The sequence below is a fragment of the Nonomuraea sp. NPDC003804 genome (assembly GCF_040610675.1).
Classification (GTDB): Bacteria; Actinomycetota; Actinomycetes; order Streptosporangiales; family Streptosporangiaceae; genus Nonomuraea.
Genome location: NZ_JBEXMT010000002.1, coordinates 106897 through 124695, shown reverse-complemented (window position 1 = coordinate 124695; position 17799 = coordinate 106897). Strand labels below are relative to the sequence as shown.

Here is a 17799-nt window from a genome sequence, read left to right as displayed (position 1 = left end):
ACCTGTGACCACCGAATCCCGTTCCCGCAGACGCATGACAGGAAGAGAGCGAAGAGAGCAGCTGATCACCATCAGCCGCGCCCTGTTCGCCGAGAAGGGGTTCGACGGGACCTCCATCGAGGAGATCGCCGCCACGGCGCAGGTGTCCAAGCCGGTGGTGTACGAGCACTTCGGCGGCAAGGAGGGCGTCTACGCGGTGGTGGTCGACCGCGAGATGCAGAAGCTGCTCGGCATGATCACCGCGGCGCTGTCGGCGTCGCACTCGCTGGTCAAGCTGGAGCGGGCGGCGCTCGCGCTGTTGCAGTACATCGAGGAGAGCAGCGAGGGCTTCCGCATCCTGGTGCGCGACTCGCACGCCGCCTCGGGCACGGGCACGTTCGCGAGCCTGATCAGCGAGATCGCCAGCCAGGTCGAGGACGTGCTGGCCGACGAGTTCAAGGCCAGGGGCTACGACCCGAAGCTGGCGCCGATGTACGCCCAGATGCTGGTCGGCATGGTGGCGTTGACCGGCCAGTGGTGGCTCGACGTGCGCAGGCCCGGCCGCGAGGAGGTCGCCGCGCACCTGGTGAACCTGTCGTGGAACGGGCTGACGGGGCTCAGCCCCAAGCCGCAGATCACCGCGACGAGCAAGGGCCTGGAGCTGTCTCCCGCGCCCGCCCTGCCGAGGCCGACCGAGAAGGAGCTCAAGGAGGCGCAGAAGGCCAGGGCCAGGGAGCTCAAGGAGGCGGAGAAGGCCAGGGAACGCGAGCTGAAGGAGCGCGAGCGGATGCTGCGCGAGGCCGAGAAGGCCAGGGAACGCGAGGAGAAGCTGCGCCAGCGCGAGGCGAGGCTGGCCGAGCGGGCCGCCAAACTCGAACAAGAGTAAGTCGTTGAAGAGAAGTTAACGCTTTGTTCAATCTCGTTGGGCATATTACGTAATATGTCCGTTGAGCTCCTGCACCCCGACAACGATCTGCCCCTGCCTCAGGAGCGGTTCCTCAACCGCGAGGAGAGCTGGCTCCAGTTCAACGAACGGGTGCTGGAACTGGCCGAGGACCCCTCGCTCCCCCTTCTCGAACGGGTGCGCTTCCTGGCGATCTTCGCCAGCAACCTCGACGAGTTCTTCAGGGTGCGGGTGGCGGGCCTCAAGCGGCGGATGGCCACAGGTCTGCTGCTGCGTACCAAGAGCGGGCTCAAGCCGCGCGAGGAGCTGGCGCGGATCGCGACGGTCGCGGACGGCCTGGCCAAGCGCCACGCGGCCCTCTTCCACGAGCAGGTCTGCCCGCAGCTGGCAACTGAAGGCATCGAGATCGTCCGGTGGGACGACCTCGGCCGCGAGGAGCGCACCGAGCTGCGCAAGCTGTTCAGGGAGCGGATCCGTCCCGTCCTGACCCCCCTGGCCGTCGACCCGGCCCACCCCTTCCCGTACATCTCCGGCCTCAGCCTCAACCTGGCCGTCGTGGTGCGGAACCCGTCGACCGACCACACGGTCTTCGCCAGGGTCAAGGTGCCGTCGCAGCTGCCCCGCTTCGTGACCGCCTCCAAGGACCGGTTCGTGCCGCTGGAGGACGTGATCGCCGCCCACCTCGGGCAGCTGTTCAAGGGCATGGAGATCCTGCAGCACCACGCCTTCAGGGTCACCCGCAACGAGGACCTCGACGTCGACGAGGACGTCACCGAGAACCTCATGAAGGCGCTGGAGAAGGAACTGCTCAAGCGCAGGTTCGGCCCGGCGGTCCGGCTCGAGGTCGAGGACACGATCACGCCCGAGGTGCTGGAGCTGCTGGTCGACGAACTGGACGTGGCGCCGCACGAGATCTACAAGATCAACGGACCGCTCGACCTGACCGGGCTGCACGCGATCGCCGACCTGGACAGGGGCGAGCTGAGCTTCCGGCCGTTCGTCCCCTCCGAGGCGATCCACGCCGAGGACGACATCTTCGCCGTGCTGCGCGAACGCGACGTGCTGCTGCACCACCCCTACGACTCCTTCGCCACGAGCGTGCAGCGCTTCATCGAGCAGGCGGCCGAGGACCCGAACGTCCTGGCGATCAAGCAGACCCTCTACCGCACCAGCGGCGACTCCCCGATCGTGAACGCGCTGATCGACGCGGCCGAGGCGGGCAAGCAGGTCGTGGTCGTCGTCGAGATCAAGGCCCGCTTCGACGAGCACGCGAACATCTCCTGGGCGCGCAAGCTGGAGAAGGCGGGCTGCCACGTGGTCTACGGCGTGGTCGGGCTGAAGACCCACTGCAAGCTCGCGCTGGTGGTCCGCCAGGAGGCTTCGGGCGAACTGCGCCGCTACTGCCACATCGGCACGGGCAACTACAACCCGAAGACCGCACGGCTGTACGAGGACTTCGGGTTGCTCACCGGCGACCCGCTGGTCGGCGAGGACGTCACCGACCTGTTCATCCACCTGACCGGCTACTCCAACCACTCGGCCTACCGCCGGCTGCTCGTCGCCCCGCACTCCCTGCGCGGTGGCCTGCTGGCGCGCATCGAGCGGGAGATCGCCCACCAGCAGGCCGGCCGTCCCGCCAGGATCAGGATCAAGACCAACTCGCTGGTGGACGAGCAGCTGATCGACGCCCTCTACCGGGCCTCCCGCGCGGGCGTGCCGGTGGACCTGTGGGTCCGCGGCATCTGCACGCTCCGTCCGGGCATTCCCGGCCTGAGCGAGACCATCCGCGTCCGTTCGGTTCTCGGGCGCTTCCTCGAGCACTCCAGGGTCTACGAGTTCGGGCTGGGCCGGCGGCCGGAGGTCTGGATCGGCAGCGCCGACCTGATGCGCCGCAACCTCGACCGCCGGGTGGAGGCGCTGGTGAAGGTCACCGGCCAGGCGCACCGGGCCTACCTGATCGAGCTGCTCGACCTGGTCATGGCCGACACCACGAACAGCTGGTGGCTGAACTCCGACGGCACGTGGAGCCGCCACCACGGCCAGGACCTGCAGACCCACCTGCTCGGCACCAGGCGCTGGAGAACGGTCGATGACTGACTCCATCAGGGCCGCGGGCGCGGTCGTCCGGCGCGGCGACCTGGTGGCCCTCGTCCACCGGCCGGCCTACGACGACTGGAGCTTCCCGAAGGGCAAGCTGCGCAAGGACGAGCATCCGATCGCCGGGGCCGTACGGGAGGTGCGCGAGGAGACGGGCCTCACCGTGGCCCTCGGCCGCTCCCTGCCGCCCGCCCACTACCCGCACAAGGGCCGGTTGAAGCGGGTCGACTACTGGACGGCCCGCGCCGTCTCCGGCCGGTTCGTGCCCGGCCCCGAGGTGGACGAGCTGGTCTGGCTTCCGGTCGAGGAGGCGTACGCGCGCCTGACGTACGCATGGGACGTGCGGCTGCTGCGCGCGCTGACCGCCGCCGCGCCGCCCGAGACCACCCCCCTGATCCTGGTACGGCACGGCAGCGCCGGCTCACGCCAGGAATGGACGGGCGACGACGACCTGCGCCCGCTCGACGAGGAGGGCCAGGCCCAGGCGCGCACGCTGGCCACGGTGCTGCCCGCCTACCTGCCCGCCACCCTGCTCAGTTCCCCGAGCAGGCGGTGCGTCCAGACCCTGCCCGACGGCGACATCCGGCTCGACCCGCTGCTGAGCGAGCCGGGCTACGACCCCGCCAGGACCGCCGAGCTCGTCCGCCGGCTCGACGGCCCCGCGGTCGTGTGCAGTCACGGCAAGGTACTCCCTCCGCTGATCGCCGAGCTCGGCGGAGTGCGCCTGCACCTGCGCAAGGGCGCGTTCGCCGTCGTCCACCGCGCGGACGGGAAGGTCGTCGGCGTCGAGCGTTACCCCGTCTGAACCCCCGCCCACACCTCGGGGAAGTCCGCCTGGGCGCGCTCGGCCGTGGCCCGCTCGATGCCCACCAGCACGCCGTAGGTGAAGGTGTCCTCGCCCGCCTGGCGCGCGGTCTCGGCCTCCTTGGCGAGCGTTTCCTGGGCGACCACCCCGTCCTGGTGCAGTCCGAGCACGTCCTGGATGGATTCGGCGCGCTTGGCCAGATCGCCCATTCCGAGCGCCTCGGCGGTGTACCGGGCGCGTTTGGCCGCCTTGCGCACGTCGTGCATGGCGATCTCACGCTGCTCCGGCTCGGCGATGGTCTGCGCGGTGTCGTACGCCTTCGTCACCCGCTTCCAGTTCTTGTCGGCGATGGCCGGAAGGACGTCGTCGGCGGGCTTCTTCGCCGCCTTGCCGAGCGACGGATCGGCGACCAGCCCGTCGAGCGCGTCGAGCAGGGCGTAGTAGCGCCCGCCGCTCAACGCCTCCCTGATCCTGCCGTAGGCCTCCTCCTCGCGGGCGCCGAGGTCGTCGCCGAGCCGCGCCTGGATCGGACCCACCACCTGCTCGGGCGGCAGGCTCTCCAGGTGACGGGCGAACCTCGCCCTGATGACCTCCAGGTCACGGGCCTCGCCGAGCACGGTGCCGAGCCACTTCAGCTCGTCCTGGAGGTGCACGGTGTCCTGCACGACGGTCTTGAACGCCTTGAGCGCGCTGCGCATCCTGCGGCAGGCGACGCGCATCTGGTGCACCGCGTCCTCCTCCGCCCTGCGCGTGCGCGGATCCTGCGCCAGCAGCGCGTCGACATGTCCCGCCAGGTAGGCGATGACGACGTCGGCGGCGGTGCCGTCGCCGACCTGGACGCGCGCCGGCGGTGCCGGCTTGAGCAGCCTGGCCAGCTTGCTCCCGGTCCCCGCGGGTACGGCTCCCGCCTTGCGCAGCCGCTTGCCGACCTTGGCCAGCAGTTTCGGGTCGCCCTGCTCGAGCAGCTCGGCCTCGACCTCGCGCCAGCGCTCCACGCGCGGCTCATCGCCGAGCACCGTGCCCTTCACCCGGTCGTCGGCCACCTCCACCAGCCCCGACACCACCCGCACGCTCCTGCGGGAGTCGAGCTCGGCCACGGGGGCCAGCGCGGCGCCGCGCGTGTAGGCCTGGACGAGTCCGGCCAGCTCGCTGGGCACGATCTTCGTGCTGCGGGTGAGCGGGAGCTGGATCTCCTGACGGGCGCCCTTGGCCCGGGGCAGCTTGAGGTGCCAGCCGGGATCCGCGCCGCCCCTGCGCCTGCGCAGCGTGATACCCCTGGCGGCCAACCGTAGATCGGGCGTGTCGTAGTAGAGCGCCACGAGTTGGTAGCTTCTCGGCCCGAGAACCTCGCCGAACTTGCTGAGGTCGGGGACTTCGTAATCGTCAGGAACGTCGAACTTGTCTTCGATCTCGATGCCCACTACACCTCGCAAGTGTCGAATTGCGGACAATGATGCCACTGCGCGATGAACAGGAGAAGGCTGATCGGAGCCTCGCTGTCAGGTGGCGGGCAGCACCCTTGCGGTATTCCTACCCATATTCGACCTGTTCAGAAGGCTTTCGGGGCGCTATCGCACCTTCTGACCGACCACGAAGACCCGCCGGAACGGGAAGAGCGTGCCGTACGGCCTGGCCGGATAGGCGTCGTCCAGCAGGCCGGCGAGTTCGTCGAGGAAACGTTGCCGCTCGCCCGCGTCGAGGCGGTCGAAGATCGGGCGCAGGGCCGAACCGGAGATCCAGTTGAGCACCGCGCGCTCGCCCTGGAGGATGTGGACGTAGGTCGTCTCCCAGGCGTCCACCCGCAGTCCGAGGCCGCTGAGCTGGTCGACGTACTCCACCGGCTCGGCCACCGGCCAGGGCCGCTCGAAGTCGCCGAGCCTGTCGCGCCACGCCTCGCTCGCGCACAGCTGCCTGACCAGCACGTGGCTCGGGGCGTCGAAGTTGCCCGGCATCTGGAAGGCGAGCCAGCCGCCCACGCTGAGGTCGTCGACCCACCGCTCGAACAGGTCGCGGTGCGTCGGCACCCAGTGCAGCAGCGCGTTCGAGACGAGCACGTCGACAGGGCGGTCCGGGTGCCACAGAGTGACGTCGGCGACGTCGAAGCGGGCGGTGGTCTTCAGCTCGCGGGCCTTGCTGATCATCGCCGGCGAGGAGTCGAAGCCGTAGACGGTCGCCTCCGGCCAGCGCTCGGCGAGCGTGGCGGTCAGTTCCCCTGAGCCGCAGCCGGCGTCGACGACATAATCGGGGGCATCCGCGTACACGCGTCCGACCAGCTCAGCGTACGGCCGGCCGCGCTCTTCGGCGTACTTCGCGTAGGTCGCCGGGTCCCAGATATCTCTTGACATGAAGATAATTGATATCGAGAGAGATATCTCGATGTCAAGACAGTACACTTTGTGTCATGACGATGGACGAGGTCGACAGGCTCGTGGCGTCCTGGCAGCAGGAGCGCCCCGATCTCGATGTGACGCCGCTGCAGGTGCTGAGTCGAGTCTCCCGCCTGGCCCGCCACCTCGACCGGGCACGGCGCGCCGCCTTCGCCGAACACGACCTCGAACCGTGGGAGTTCGACGTGCTCACCGCGCTGCGGCGGGCGGGCGGGCCGTACGAGCTGTCACCGGGCGCGCTGCTGCGCGCGACCCTGGTCACCTCCGGAACGATGACCAACCGCATCGACCGGCTCGAACAGGCCGGCCTGGTACGGCGACGCCCCGACCCCGAGGACCGGCGCGGAGTGCTCGTGTCGCTGACCGACGCCGGACGGGCCAGGGTCGACGCGGCCTTCGCCGACCTGCTGCGGCGCGAACGGGAACTGCTGGCCGGATTGGGCGGCGACGAGCAGAAGGTCCTGGCAGATCTGCTCCGCACCCTTCTCACACCCTTCGACTCCTGACACCCCGAAACCCTGTCGCGTCCTCGTGCCCCCGGCCACACCCTGGGAAACCTCCAGCGCCCGGCTCTCTGCCCGGCCTTGACCCAGAGAACCTGGAATCCCCGCCTTCGGGAGCCCAGCCTGGGGCGGGTGACCTGGTCGCCGGTCACTCGCCCAGGCGCTCGGCGACCTCCAGCCACTCCGCCTCGACCGCGTCCTTCTCGTTGAGGATCTCGCGCAACTTGCCGTCCAGCTCGCCCAGCTTGGCGTAGTCGCTGGCCGCCTCCGCCATCGCGGCGTGCAGCTTGTCCTCCTGCCCGCTGAGCTTGTCGAGCTGGCGTTCGAGGCGGTTGAGCTCCTTGCGCAGCTCACGCTCCTCCTTCGCCGACAGCCCAGCGGCCTCGACCTTCTCCACCTTCTCGACCGGAGCGGCCGCGGCCGCCGCGGCCGCGCCTGCGACCCGGGCCGTCACCGCCGTGCCCGCCGCCCGCCGTTCGAGGTATTCGTCGACCCCGCCGGGCAGCAGGGAGAGCCGCCCATCGCCCAGCAGCGCCACGCACCTGTCGGCCACGCGCTCCAGGAAGTAGCGGTCGTGGCTCACCAGCACCAGGGTGCCGGGCCAGCCGTCGAGCAGGTCCTCCAGCTCGTTCAGCGTCTCGATGTCGAGATCGTTGGTCGGCTCGTCGAGCAGCAGCACGTTCGGGTCGTCCATGAGCAGGCGCAGCAGTTGCAGCCGCCGCCGCTCGCCGCCGGACAGCTCACCGACCACCTTCCACTGCGCCTCGCCCTTGAAGCCGAGACGTTCGAGCAGCTGGGAGGCGGTCCACTCCCTCTTGCCGAGCTGCACGTACTTGCGGATCCGCTCCACCGACTCCAGCACCCGCAGCGTCGGGTCGACCTCGGCCAGCTCCTGCGACAGGTACGCCAGCCGTACCGTGCGGCCCGTGACCACGCGGCCCGCGTCCGGCTTGACCTGGTCGGCCAGCAGGCGCAGCAGCGACGACTTGCCGGAGCCGTTGACCCCGATCAGCCCGATGCGGTCGCCCGGCCCGAACTGGTAGGTGCACCGCTCCAGCACCAGCGGGCCCATGCCGGGCCCGCCCGCGTGGAGCGTGACGTCCTCCAGGTCGTAGACCGTCTTGCCGAGCCTGGCCGCCGCGAACTTCATCAGCTCGACGGTTTCCCTCGCCGGCGGCTCGTCGGCGATCAGCGCCTGCGCGGCCTCGATCCTGAACTTCGGCTTCGACGTACGCGCGGGCGGACCCCGGCGCAGCCAGGCGATCTCCTTGCGCATGAGGTTCTGGCGGCGCTCCTCGGCGGCCTGCGCGATGCGCGCCCGCTCGGCCTTGGCCAGCACGTAGGCGGCATAACCACCCTCGTAGCGCTCCACCCTGCCGTCGACGACCTCCCACGTCCGGGTGGACACCGCGTCGAGGAACCACCTGTCGTGCGTCACGACCAGCAGCGCGCTCCTGCGCTGCGCCAGGTGCGCCGCCAGCCAGGCGATGGCCTCGATGTCGAGGTGGTTGGTGGGCTCGTCGAGCAGGATCAGCTCGTGCTCGTCGATGAGCAGCTTCGCCAGCGCCGTACGCCGCCGCTCCCCGCCGGACAGGTCGCCGACCGGGCTCTCCAGATCGAGATCGCCGATCAGGTTGGCGAGGATCTCCCTGATCGTCTGGTCACCCGCCCACTCGTGCTCGGCCCTGGCGCCCAGCACCGTCTCGTGAACGCTCTTGCCGGGATCGAGGTCGTCACGCTGCGACAGCAGACCGACCCGCAGACCCCTGTTGTGCGTCACCCGCCCGGAGTCGGGCTTCAACCCGCCCGCGACCACGGACAGCAGTGTCGTCTTGCCGCCGCCGTTACGCCCGACGACGCCGATGCGCTCACCGGCCTCGATACCGAGAGAGACGTCGGCGAGCAGCGGCTTGGGCCCGTAGGCGTGGGAGACCGACTCGAGATTGACCAGATTCATCGTCCCCAAGGGTACGGACTACCGCCCCATTTGGCTAAGCGACCAAGCACTCGGCGGTACGGCAGCCTCACGCAGCCCTTGCCTGACCCCCGGACCGCCTGCCCTCCGAGCCCGCGCCGCCAGCCCTCTCCGCCCGCGCCGCCAGCCCTCCAGGCCCCGCACCGCCAGCCCTCCGGCCCCCGCCGCCAGCCCTCTCCGCCCGCGCCGCCCGCTCTTTCGGCTCGTATCGTCTGCCGAACGCCCGCCACGACGTCGCAAGCCGCAGGACCCGTCGTCCGCCGTCGGCGGCCACACCACGCAGCTCAGCACGTGCCCTTTCCGACGCCACCATCCCGGCCCCGGACGCGACCTCGCCAGACGCGGTCGGCTCCTCACAGCCCCATCCGGCGTCACCATCCTGGCCCCAGGCGCGACCTCGCCACACCCACCCGGCCAGCTCCCCACGGCACTATCCGGCGCCGCCGTCCCGACCAGGACACCACCTGGCAAGAGCCCCGGTCACACGCGAGACGGCCGTCTCCCGGCCGGTCACACGATCGAAGCGCCCGCCACGGGGCCGTAGGCGGGCACCGCCGTACGGCACACGCCCTCCTCGACGAGCGCCACCGCCAGCTGTCGCGCCTGCTCCTCGTCAGCGACCAGGAACGCGCACGTCGGCCCCGACCCCGACACGATCGCGCCCAGAGCGCCCCGCGCCTGACCCGTCCCCAGCGTGCGCGCCAGCGAACCACGCAGCGACAACGCCGCCGGTTGCAGGTCGTTGACCAGCTCCGCGCCGAGCGCCCGCGCGTCGCCCTTCTTCAACGCCGTCAGCAGCGCCTCGCTCGCCTGCGGCCACGGCACCTGTTCGCCCCGTGTCTCCCGCAGCCGGTCGCACTCGGCGTAGACCTTCGCCGTCGACAGGCCGCCGTCGGCGATGGCGAACACCCAGTGGAACCGCCCGTCCGTCGGCAGCTCGGCCAGCTGCTCACCTCTGCCGGTGCCGACCGCCGTACCGCCCAGCAGCGAGAACGGCACGTCGCTCCCCAGGTCGGCCGCGATCTCCATCAGATCCTCGCGCGGCAGCCCCAGACCCCACAGCTCGTTGCAGGCCACGAGGGCGCCCGCCGCGTCCGCGCTGCCACCGGCCATGCCGCCCGCCACCGGGATCGCCTTGCGGATCACGAGCTCGACCCCGTACGTCCTGCCCGCGTGCCTCGCCAGCGCCCTGGCCGCCTGGATCGCGAGGTTGCCGTCGTCGACCGGCACCTGGTCGGTCCACTCACCCTCGACCTTCACGGAGACGGTCTCCGACTCCTTCGCGATCACCTCGTCGAAGACGGAGACGGCGAGGAAGACGTTCACCAGGTCGTGGTAGCCGTCATCCCGCAGCGGGCCCACGGACAGCTGCACGTTGACCTTTGCGGGCACCCGGACGGTCACGGAACTCATCGATCTTCTGTCACTCTCGTCGCCTGGTGGGTCAAGGCCTTCGATGCTAGCGGTGCCCACCCACCGGCCACACAATTCCATGCCCGGCCTTGGGGGTTTCGAGCGGCATGCCCTGGAAGTGCGGTTTCCCGGCGAGCGAGAGCGGTGCGGAGCCCCGGGAACTGCGGTTCCGCAGAGGACGTGGGCAGTACGGAGCCAAGGGAACTGGCGTGGACAGTACGGAGTCACGGGAAGCGCGGTTCCGGAGCGGGCAAGGGCAGTGCGGAGTCACGGGAGGTGCGGTTTCAGAGAGGGCGAGGGCAGTTCGGGGTCCCAGGCATCCGCGGGGCCAAAGAGGCATGCGGTGACAATCGCCCGGATGGAGACACGGAAGGCGGGTGGAGTCGTGAAGGGGCCAGCTCGCGAGGACGTGGAGTGGGTTCTGAGGGGTCTCGGGGCTGTGTCACGGGCCCGGACCGGGCGAGTGGGCTGGGCGACTGATCTCGGGCGGGCGGGACTGAGCGGCTGGACTCGGGCCGGCGGGACCGAGCAGGTCATCTCGGGCGGGCGCGACTGGGCGGCTGATCTCGGGCGGGTGGCGCGGGCATATCCTGCCGACGGCGAGGTCCCGCCGGAGGCAACCAGTACAGACGAGGTGAAACCGATGTCTCAGGTGACGGTCATCGAGGTTCCGCAATGGCAGGGCTCGGGCTCCCGTACGGCTCGGCGACTGGTCGAGGGGGCAGGACTGCTCGCCGCGATGGTGCCGAACGCCGCGCGGCACCGGGTGGAGGTCGCGGACGGCGACTCGCCCGCCGCCTTCGCCGTCACGGCGACCAGGGCGAGGGCAGCGGTTGACGGCGTCGGGGACGGGCTCGTGGTCACGGTGGGCGGGGACTGCGGGGTCGAACTGGCGCCCGTGTCCGCCGCCCTCGACCGGTACGGCGAGCGCCTGGGCCTCGTCTGGTTCGACGCGCACGGCGACCTCAACACTCCGGCGTCGTCCCCGTCCGGCGCCTTTCACGGGATGATCCTTCGCGCGCTCACCGGCGAAGGGCATGACGAGTTGCTGCCGGGACGAGCCATCAGTCCCGGCAGGGTGGTCCTGGCCGGGGCGCGTGACCTGGATCCCGGCGAGCGGGGCTTCATCGCCGACAGCGGCCTCACCCATGTGACCGTGGCCGAGCTGTCCGACCCGGCGATCCTGGTGGAGGCGGTGGCGGCCACCGGGGCTGAGGCCGTTTACGTGCATATCGACCTCGATGTGCTGGATCCTGGGGTGTTCGCGTCCGTGGGCAGTCCTGCGCCGGGCGGGTTGCAGCCCGATCACCTCCTCAAGCTGGTCGCGGCGCTGGTGGAGCGCTTCGAGCCGGCCGGGCTCGGCATCACGGAGTACGAGCCCGTTCGGCTGGAGGACCAAACACTCCTCAGCCCGCTGATCGCGACGCTCGTCGCCAGAGCCTCCTGACCCACGCTCCGATTCGGTCCGCTGATCACGACGATCCTCACCACGGACCTGTCCCGCGATTTGGCCCCCAGGTCGCGGCGCTCGTCTTGGCCACCCTGGTGGCGACGCTTGTCACCGACGCCTCCTTGCCAGCTCTGCAATCGGCCGGGCAGCACTGCGCCGCTTCCTCCCCCTGTCGCCCTTGGTGCCGATTCCGGCGCGTGAGAACCCCGATGGCCAGTGGCCCGTAGGCGCTGCAGCGACCCGTCGGCAGTGTCCGCCGTCGTCCGTCACCATGGTCGGCAGTATCCGAATGTTGACCACTCCCGGACGTGCCCAGCATGACCAGGGCGTGCCCAGCACGACCAGGGCGAGCATGACCAGGGCGTGCCCAGCGTGACCAGGGCGTGCCCATGTGTCCTGGAGACGCCTCCGCAGGTCCCTGGTCACGGAACCCAACCCATGGCTTCCCTACGCAGGGCTGATCTCAGGGCCCCTTGACCAGGGACGGGAGGTCAGGCCGGTTCCTTGCGATTTACCCCGGCGCTTTCGTCATTGACGTGCTGGGTCCTCGCGGGTCGTCTGGGGGATGCGCGGCCCAGGCGACCCGCAGGTTTCCTCGGGTCAGCCGGGGCGGACGGCGCCTCGGTAGCGGGCGCGGTAGTAGGCCGAGGCCAGGAAGTTGGTCTTCTTGACCACGTCGCCGGTCTTGGGGGCGTGGATCATGATGCCGTCGCCCAGGTAGAGGCCCACGTGGGTGGGGTCACCGGTGCCGCCGCCGAAGAACACCAGGTCACCCCGGCGCAGGTCGGGCAGCATGACGCGTTTGCCCTGTCGGAACTGCGTGCCGGTGTAGTGGCCGAGCCGTACGCCTGCTCTCGACCAGGCGTAGAGCGTCAGGCCCGAGCAGTCGAAGCCGATGGTTCCCGCGCCTCTGCCTATGCCCCGGCTCGGTCCAGAGGGAGTGCCGCCGCCCCAGGAGAACGGGGTCCCCAAGCGGGCGATCGCCGCGCCGGCGGCCGTGTCGCCCTTGGTTCGGGTGGCGCGTGGTTTGCCGGTGCCGGGTGTCGTCTTGCGCGGTCTGCCCGTGCCTCGCGGTGTGCTGGGGCGTCGACGCTCGCGCGGGGCACGGACGCCGGGGCGACGAGGAGCCACCTGATCCGCGCCACGTCCATCGGGTGACCCCACACGCCCGAACGCATCAGGCCGCACTACTACCCATCCGGAGGCATCGCGATCTCGCCACATCAGCCACCTGGGAAGCCGCATCAGCCATCCGGGGACAGGACTCCCGGGCCGCACCACCCAGCGGGGATGACGATCCGACCGCGCGAGCCACTCACGGACAGGGCGTCCTGACGGCACCACCCGTCCGAAGGCACCGATATCCGACCTGACCTGCCACCCGCGGGTAGGACTCCCTGGCGGCACCACCCATCCGAAGGCGTCGGGATCTCGCCGCACCAACCACCCTGCGACAGGACGCCCGGGCGGTACTCCCCGGACGTGGTCGGCGAGATCTGATCGCATCAACCACCCGGGGGCAGGATGCCCGGGCGGTGCTTCCCTGCCGTGAGCGGGGAGAGTCGGCGGCACCGGCCAGGCGGGGGCGGAGCGGTCTTGGGGTGAGGCCCATGCGGGGATGGGATGGTCAGGCCGCGCCACCTCGTCGAGGGCTACATGATCTGGGAGGACTGTCCATCGGGGGACAAGGTGATCGGGTGGGAGCGGTCGCCCCGGCGCTGAGCGACCAGGGGGTAGGGGCCAGCGGGACGGCAGGGCCCATGAGGTGTGGGGTGAGGTGCCCGGCGGGGACCAGGAGGTGTTCGGTGAGGTGCCCGGCGGACGCTTCCAGGTGGGGATGCGGGCGGCCCAGGCGGTGAGCCAGTCGGCGTCGGTGGCGGGAATGCGCATCACCGGCCAGCGGGTCGCTGATGCGCACGTATGCGAGGACAGGACGACCGTTGTGTGGGCATGGTCGCCGGGCGGCTTGACCGTGCCGGGGCACGGCGGCATGGCGAGGGCGGCCGCCGTCCCCGGCGAGGCGCCCAGCGTGGCGAGAAAACCGATGGTGAGCCACATCAGAACCTCCTGAGCCGTGGAAGGAAGGCTCAGGATCGTGTGGAGTGGCTTGGGTGGGAGGGGCCGAGCGGCGTTCTGTGGATATGGGCGCTCGCCGGCGCACCGGCTGTGGACAGGGCGACGGCAGCCGCAGCGGCCGGCGGGGCGAACCGACGATCCACCCCGAGCCGACGATCCACCCGGAGGCGACGATTCACCCCGAGGCGACCCACGCCTACAGGCGGAGGCACGCCCCAACGTGACCCACACACCAGGCAACCCACACCCTGGCCGACGGCCGCGCCCGGACCAGGGCATCCCAACCGACGGCCGGCAACCCGACCGACGGCCCGCGCCCAGACCGTGGTCCGACCGACGGCCCGCCCCGCCCCGCCCCGCCTCAAGGATCTACGCCCCGGTCAACAGCCCGCGGCCCGATCAACAGCCCGCGGCCCGATCAACAGCCCGCGGCTCGACCAACAGCCCGCAGCCCGACCAACAGCCCGCAGCCCGATCAACAGACCCTGCCCCGACCAACAGACCGCAGCCCGACCACGAGCCCGCGCCCCGGGCGAGAACCCACGCCGACGCGAAGAGACGGAAGCCGAACCTCATCCCGTCAGGTGTTCCGCGATCCGGGCGAAGGCCACGATGTCCAGTTGCTCGCCCCGTGTCGAAGGTTCCACCCCCGCCGCCCGTAGCGCCTCCTCCGCCCGCGCCGCCGTACCGAACAGCGAGGCCAGCGCGGCCCTGAGCGTCTTGCGCCGCTGCGCGAAGGCGGCGTCGACCACGGAGAAGACCTGTTCGCGGGTCGCCGACGTGGCGGGCGGGTCGCGCCGTTCCAGGGAGACCAGGCCGGAGTCGACGTTCGGCACCGGCCAGAACACCGTCCGGCCGACGGGCCCGGCTCTGCGCACGTCGGCGTACCAGGCGGCCTTGGCGGACGGCACGCCGTACACCTTGGAGCCGGGCGGGGCGGCGAGCCGGTCGGCCACCTCGGCCTGCACCATGACCAGGCCCTTGCGCAGCGAGGGCAGCGCCTCCAGCAGGTGGAGCACCACGGGCACCGAGACGTTGTAGGGCAGGTTGGCGACCAGGGCCGTCGGGACGTGCCCGCCGAAGTCGTCCAGGCCGACCTTCAGCGCGTCGGCCTGGACGACGGTCAGCTTGTCGCCGAGGCCGCGGGTGTCGACGGTCAGCGGAAGCTGGGTGGCCAGGACGGGGTCGATCTCCACGGCGACGACGTGGGCGGCCTCGGGCAGCAGCGCGAGGGTGAGCGAGCCGAGCCCAGGGCCGACCTCGATCACCACGTCGTCGGGCGACAGCCCGGCCGTGCGCACGATCCGCCGGACCGTGCCGCCGTCGATCACGAAGTTCTGGCCGAACTTCTTGGTCGGACGAAGGTCCAGCTTGTCGGCCAAATTACGTATTTCTACCGGGCCTAGCAGGCTCACAATGGCACTCCCCATGTCACACATTCAGTCTCCAGCATCCCCGACGCTACGAAGAACCCGGCAGGAGGAGGAGGATGGGATGAACGACGAAGGGACGTCCCTGATGGAGCCGACGGGCGCCACTCCACTGCGTCCGGCTGACGCGCGTGAGATCGGTCCATACCGCCTGCTCGGGCGGCTCGGCGAAGGCGGCATGGGAACGGTTTTCCTGGCGATCGCACCAACAGGGCGGCCGGTCGCGGTCAAGGTGGTGAAGACCGAATTCGCCCACCAGGAGGGCTTCAACGCGCGGTTCCACGCGGAGGTCGACAACGCGCGCAGGGTGGCGTCGTTCTGCACCGCGCAGGTGCTCGACAACGGCAACGACGGCGTGGGCAGGCCGTACCTGGTGACCGAGTACATCTCGGGCGTGCCGCTGTCGGACCAGATCACCAAGTACGGCGCGCTGGAGCCGGGCGCGCTGCACGGCGTGGCGCTGGGGGTGGCGGCGGCGCTCGCCGCGATCCACGTGGCGGGGCTGGTGCACCGTGACCTGAAACCGGCCAACGTGATCCTGTCGATGTCGGGGCCCAGGGTGATCGACTTCGGCATCTCGCGCGCCCTCGACCGTGAGAGCAACTTCACGTTGTCGGGTGAGCTGCTGGGCAGTCCTGGCTGGTGGGCGCCCGAGCAGGTGCGCGGACAGCAGGTGACGCCCGCGGCCGACATCTTCGCCTGGGGCTGCCTGGTGGCGTTCGCGGGCAACGGCCGCCACCCTTTCGGGCGCGGCGACGCCATCACGCTGGCGACCAGGGTGCTGCACCAGGCGCCGGACCTGGGGGCGCTGCCGGCACCGCTCAACGACCTGGTACGGCAGGCCACCGCGATGGACCCGCTCCAGCGGCCGACCGCCCAGGACCTGCTGATCGCGCTGGTCGGCGGGCGCGTCCCCAGCGCCGACCCGCCCACGGTGGTCGCCGGAGAGCTCCTCGGCCAGGCGTGGCGGCCCCCGCCGAACGTCGTCAACGAGCCCGACGCCACCGAGGTGCTGTCGACGACGTTCGCCGCGCAGCCGTTCACCGAGGTGCCGGCCAGGCCGGTCACTGTCGCCGCGGAAGGCGGCAAGCCGACGACCAAGCGCTGGCTGGTCGCCGCGGTCGCGGCGGGAGTGGCGCTGGTGACCACCATCGCGATCCTGATCGCCAGCGGCTCGTCGCCCTCGCCGGTGGACCGGCCGACCGAGGGGTCCGTCGCCTCCCGGGCGACGGCGCCCACCGACGTCGGCAAGCGGTTCACGCTCGGCACCGGGTTCGACGATCCGCAGCTGATCGTCTCCCAGCGGCCCGCCTGCGGGCTCGCCGACTACGGCGGCAGCCGGCCCGTCACCGGCCGGTTCTGCGTGGTCAAGTGGACGTTGGTGAATCCCGGTGGTACGGCACGCGCCGTCGGCACGCCGTCCGTCACCCTGCTCGACGACCGGGGCGCCCGCCACCAGGCCACCAGCCTGTCCAGCGCGGTTCCCCAGTCCATCCCGGCGGGCGGGCGCATCGACGGGACGTTCGTGTTCGACCTGCCGCCGCAGCGGCTGCCGGCCGTGCTGTCGGGCACCATGCTGCAGGGCGGGAAGGAGATCGAGGTGCGGCTGTCATGACCCGCGTACTCCTGGCCGCCGCCCTCCTCGCAGCCGGTCTGACCTCGGGAAATGGTGGCGCGGTCGCCTCGTCGGCGATGGCCTGCACGGGCGACGCGGCGGTGGGCGACCCGTTCGACGGGCCGGGCGCGGTCCACCTCATCTCCAACGGCAAGGTGGTGCCCCTCAAGCCGCCCGCCCTCCAGGAGAACGACGGGTTCGGCTGGTCGGTGGCGTTGGGCGAGGTCGACGGCGACGGCTGCACCGATCTGCTGGTCGGCGCGCCGTACACCGACGTGGAGGGGCTGGCCGACGCGGGGGTCGCCTACCTGCTGTCCAGGGGCACCTGGAAGACGCTGGTGTCCCCCGAGCCGCAGGCGGACGCGCATTTCGGCTGGTCGGTGGCGGCCAAGGGGGCGCTGATCGCCGTGGGCGCGCCGTACGAGGACACGGGTGATCTGGCCGACACGGGCTCCCTCTACGTCGGGCAGGGCGAGAGCACGCTGCGCAAGATCGACCAGGCGCCCCCGGAGGTGCCGGGGAGCCCCGAGGTGGGCGACCAGTTCGGCTGGGCGCTGGCCTTCGGCAAGGACAACAGCCTGATCGTGGGCGCGCCGTACGAGAACGACGACGGCGCGGGCGTCCAGAACGGTCAGGGGAAGCTCGACTCCGGCTCGGTGGTCCTCATCGCCGACGTGACCGCGCAGAAGCTGTCGGGTGTCAGGTGGGAGCCGCCCGACCGGAAGGCGGGCGACAGGTTCGGCTACGCGGTGGCCTACGCCGAGGGCGCGGGCATCGCGGCGAGCGCGCCGCAGGGCGGCTTCGTGCAGTTGCTCGACGCAGCGGCCAAGCCGGTCAAGAAGGTGACGGGTACGGGCGCCTTCGGGTTCTCGCTGGCCGGTTCCAAGGACGGCAGGCTCGCGGTCGGCGCCCCCGACGAGGGCGGCACGGGAGCCGTGGTGATCCTGTCGGCCAAGGACGGCACCGAGGAGCGCCGCGTGGTCTCCCCGCGGGGCGGCCGGTTCGGCTGGTCGGTGGCCTTCACGGGCAACCGCCTGCTCGCCGGGGCGCCCGACGCTCCGCCGTACGGCGTGGCGGGCCTCGCGGGGCGCAACGAGGACACCGTCCAGGTGCTCGCGCCGCCGGAGGGTGTCGAGTTCGGCGCGTCGGCGGCGGGCTGAGCCGG

Annotated in this window: 14 protein-coding genes; 8 read left to right on the top strand and 6 right to left on the bottom strand. The window is 71.0% G+C overall.

Annotated features, from left to right (window positions below):
- Positions 1-4 precede the first annotated feature (4 nt).
- From ABZX22_RS02840 to ABZX22_RS02830, 3 genes are read left to right on the top strand one after another with little or no spacing between them, the layout of a single operon-like run.
- Positions 5-865 carry a TetR/AcrR family transcriptional regulator gene (locus tag ABZX22_RS02840; RefSeq protein WP_354905476.1) on the top strand — a complete coding sequence of 287 codons (861 nt, stop codon included), beginning with the start codon at positions 5-7 and terminating at the stop codon, positions 863-865.
- A gap of 54 nt (positions 866-919) precedes the next feature.
- Positions 920-2980, top strand: a complete 2061-nt coding sequence (locus ABZX22_RS02835) for an RNA degradosome polyphosphate kinase (protein WP_354905474.1) — start codon at positions 920-922, stop codon at positions 2978-2980.
- Positions 2973-3785: an NUDIX hydrolase gene (locus ABZX22_RS02830; protein WP_354905472.1), complete on the top strand. Its 813-nt coding sequence runs from the start codon at positions 2973-2975 to the stop codon at positions 3783-3785. Before ABZX22_RS02835 ends, ABZX22_RS02830 begins: the two co-directional genes overlap by 8 nt.
- Here ABZX22_RS02830 and ABZX22_RS02825 read toward each other — a convergent pair.
- Positions 3773-5206 (bottom strand): CYTH and CHAD domain-containing protein, encoded by a 1434-nt coding sequence (locus ABZX22_RS02825; RefSeq protein ID WP_354905470.1) that lies wholly within the window; start codon positions 5204-5206, stop codon positions 3773-3775. The two genes, ABZX22_RS02830 and ABZX22_RS02825, sit on opposite strands and share 13 nt — an antisense overlap.
- 147 nt (positions 5207-5353) lie before the next feature.
- Entirely contained in the window at positions 5354-6130 is a 777-nt protein-coding gene (locus tag ABZX22_RS02820; protein ID WP_354905467.1) for a trans-aconitate 2-methyltransferase, read from the bottom strand.
- Positions 6131-6186: 56 nt separating this feature from the next.
- On the opposite strand from ABZX22_RS02820, the gene ABZX22_RS02815 reads away from it, so the two are divergent.
- Entirely contained in the window at positions 6187-6678 is a 492-nt protein-coding gene (locus ABZX22_RS02815) for a MarR family transcriptional regulator (protein ID WP_354905465.1), read from the top strand.
- A 145-nt stretch (positions 6679-6823) separates the two neighbouring features.
- On the opposite strand, the gene ABZX22_RS02810 is transcribed toward ABZX22_RS02815, so the two are convergent.
- Together ABZX22_RS02810 and ABZX22_RS02805 are read right to left on the bottom strand one after the other, a co-directional pair.
- On the bottom strand, positions 6824-8632 hold the full coding sequence (locus ABZX22_RS02810) for an ABC-F family ATP-binding cassette domain-containing protein (protein WP_354905462.1): 1809 nt from the start codon (positions 8630-8632) through the stop codon (positions 6824-6826).
- Between the two features lie 528 nt (positions 8633-9160).
- On the bottom strand, positions 9161-10063 hold the full coding sequence (locus ABZX22_RS02805; protein ID WP_354905459.1) for a 4-(cytidine 5'-diphospho)-2-C-methyl-D-erythritol kinase: 903 nt from the start codon (positions 10061-10063) through the stop codon (positions 9161-9163).
- A gap of 643 nt (positions 10064-10706) precedes the next feature.
- On the opposite strand from ABZX22_RS02805, the gene ABZX22_RS02800 reads away from it, so the two are divergent.
- A complete protein-coding gene (locus tag ABZX22_RS02800) occupies positions 10707-11510 on the top strand; it encodes an arginase family protein (RefSeq protein ID WP_354905457.1) in 804 nt (267 codons plus the stop codon).
- Positions 11511-12113: 603 nt separating this feature from the next.
- Here ABZX22_RS02800 and ABZX22_RS02795 read toward each other — a convergent pair.
- Positions 12114-12485 carry an NlpC/P60 family protein gene (locus ABZX22_RS02795; RefSeq protein WP_354905454.1) on the bottom strand — a complete coding sequence of 124 codons (372 nt, stop codon included), beginning with the start codon at positions 12483-12485 and terminating at the stop codon, positions 12114-12116.
- 805 nt (positions 12486-13290) lie between these two features.
- On the opposite strand from ABZX22_RS02795, the gene ABZX22_RS02790 reads away from it, so the two are divergent.
- On the top strand, positions 13291-13584 hold the full coding sequence (locus tag ABZX22_RS02790) for a hypothetical protein (protein WP_354905451.1): 294 nt from the start codon (positions 13291-13293) through the stop codon (positions 13582-13584).
- Between the two features lie 577 nt (positions 13585-14161).
- Here ABZX22_RS02790 and rsmA read toward each other — a convergent pair.
- Positions 14162-15028, bottom strand: coding sequence for a 16S rRNA (adenine(1518)-N(6)/adenine(1519)-N(6))-dimethyltransferase RsmA (gene rsmA, locus ABZX22_RS02785; RefSeq protein ID WP_354905449.1), 867 nt, complete (start codon positions 15026-15028; stop codon positions 14162-14164).
- Positions 15029-15107: 79 nt separating this feature from the next.
- Here rsmA and ABZX22_RS02780 point away from each other — a divergent pair, with 79 nt between their 5' ends.
- On the top strand, positions 15108-16634 hold the full coding sequence (locus tag ABZX22_RS02780) for a serine/threonine-protein kinase (RefSeq protein WP_354905974.1): 1527 nt from the start codon (positions 15108-15110) through the stop codon (positions 16632-16634).
- Positions 16631-17794, top strand: coding sequence for a hypothetical protein (locus tag ABZX22_RS02775; protein ID WP_354905446.1), 1164 nt, complete (start codon positions 16631-16633; stop codon positions 17792-17794). Before ABZX22_RS02780 ends, ABZX22_RS02775 begins: the two co-directional genes overlap by 4 nt.
- The last annotated feature ends 5 nt before the right edge of the window (positions 17795-17799 follow it).

What these genes read in the sequence shown, in the direction of transcription:
- ABZX22_RS02835 (WP_354905474.1), top strand. Translation starts at nt 920, where the DNA reads ATGTCCGTTGAGCTCCTGCACCCCGACAACGATCTGCCCCTGCCTCAG.
- ABZX22_RS02830 (WP_354905472.1), top strand. Translation starts at nt 2,973, where the DNA reads ATGACTGACTCCATCAGGGCCGCGGGCGCGGTCGTCCGGCGCGGCGAC.
- ABZX22_RS02820 (WP_354905467.1), bottom strand. Translation starts at nt 6,130, where the DNA reads ATGTCAAGAGATATCTGGGACCCGGCGACCTACGCGAAGTACGCCGAA.
- ABZX22_RS02815 (WP_354905465.1), top strand. Translation starts at nt 6,187, where the DNA reads ATGACGATGGACGAGGTCGACAGGCTCGTGGCGTCCTGGCAGCAGGAG.
- ABZX22_RS02810 (WP_354905462.1), bottom strand. Translation starts at nt 8,632, where the DNA reads ATGAATCTGGTCAATCTCGAGTCGGTCTCCCACGCCTACGGGCCCAAG.
- ABZX22_RS02805 (WP_354905459.1), bottom strand. Translation starts at nt 10,063, where the DNA reads ATGAGTTCCGTGACCGTCCGGGTGCCCGCAAAGGTCAACGTGCAGCTG.
- ABZX22_RS02800 (WP_354905457.1), top strand. Translation starts at nt 10,707, where the DNA reads ATGTCTCAGGTGACGGTCATCGAGGTTCCGCAATGGCAGGGCTCGGGC.
- rsmA (WP_354905449.1), bottom strand. Translation starts at nt 15,028, where the DNA reads ATGTGTGACATGGGGAGTGCCATTGTGAGCCTGCTAGGCCCGGTAGAA.
- ABZX22_RS02780 (WP_354905974.1), top strand. Translation starts at nt 15,108, where the DNA reads ATGGAGCCGACGGGCGCCACTCCACTGCGTCCGGCTGACGCGCGTGAG.
- ABZX22_RS02775 (WP_354905446.1), top strand. Translation starts at nt 16,631, where the DNA reads ATGACCCGCGTACTCCTGGCCGCCGCCCTCCTCGCAGCCGGTCTGACC.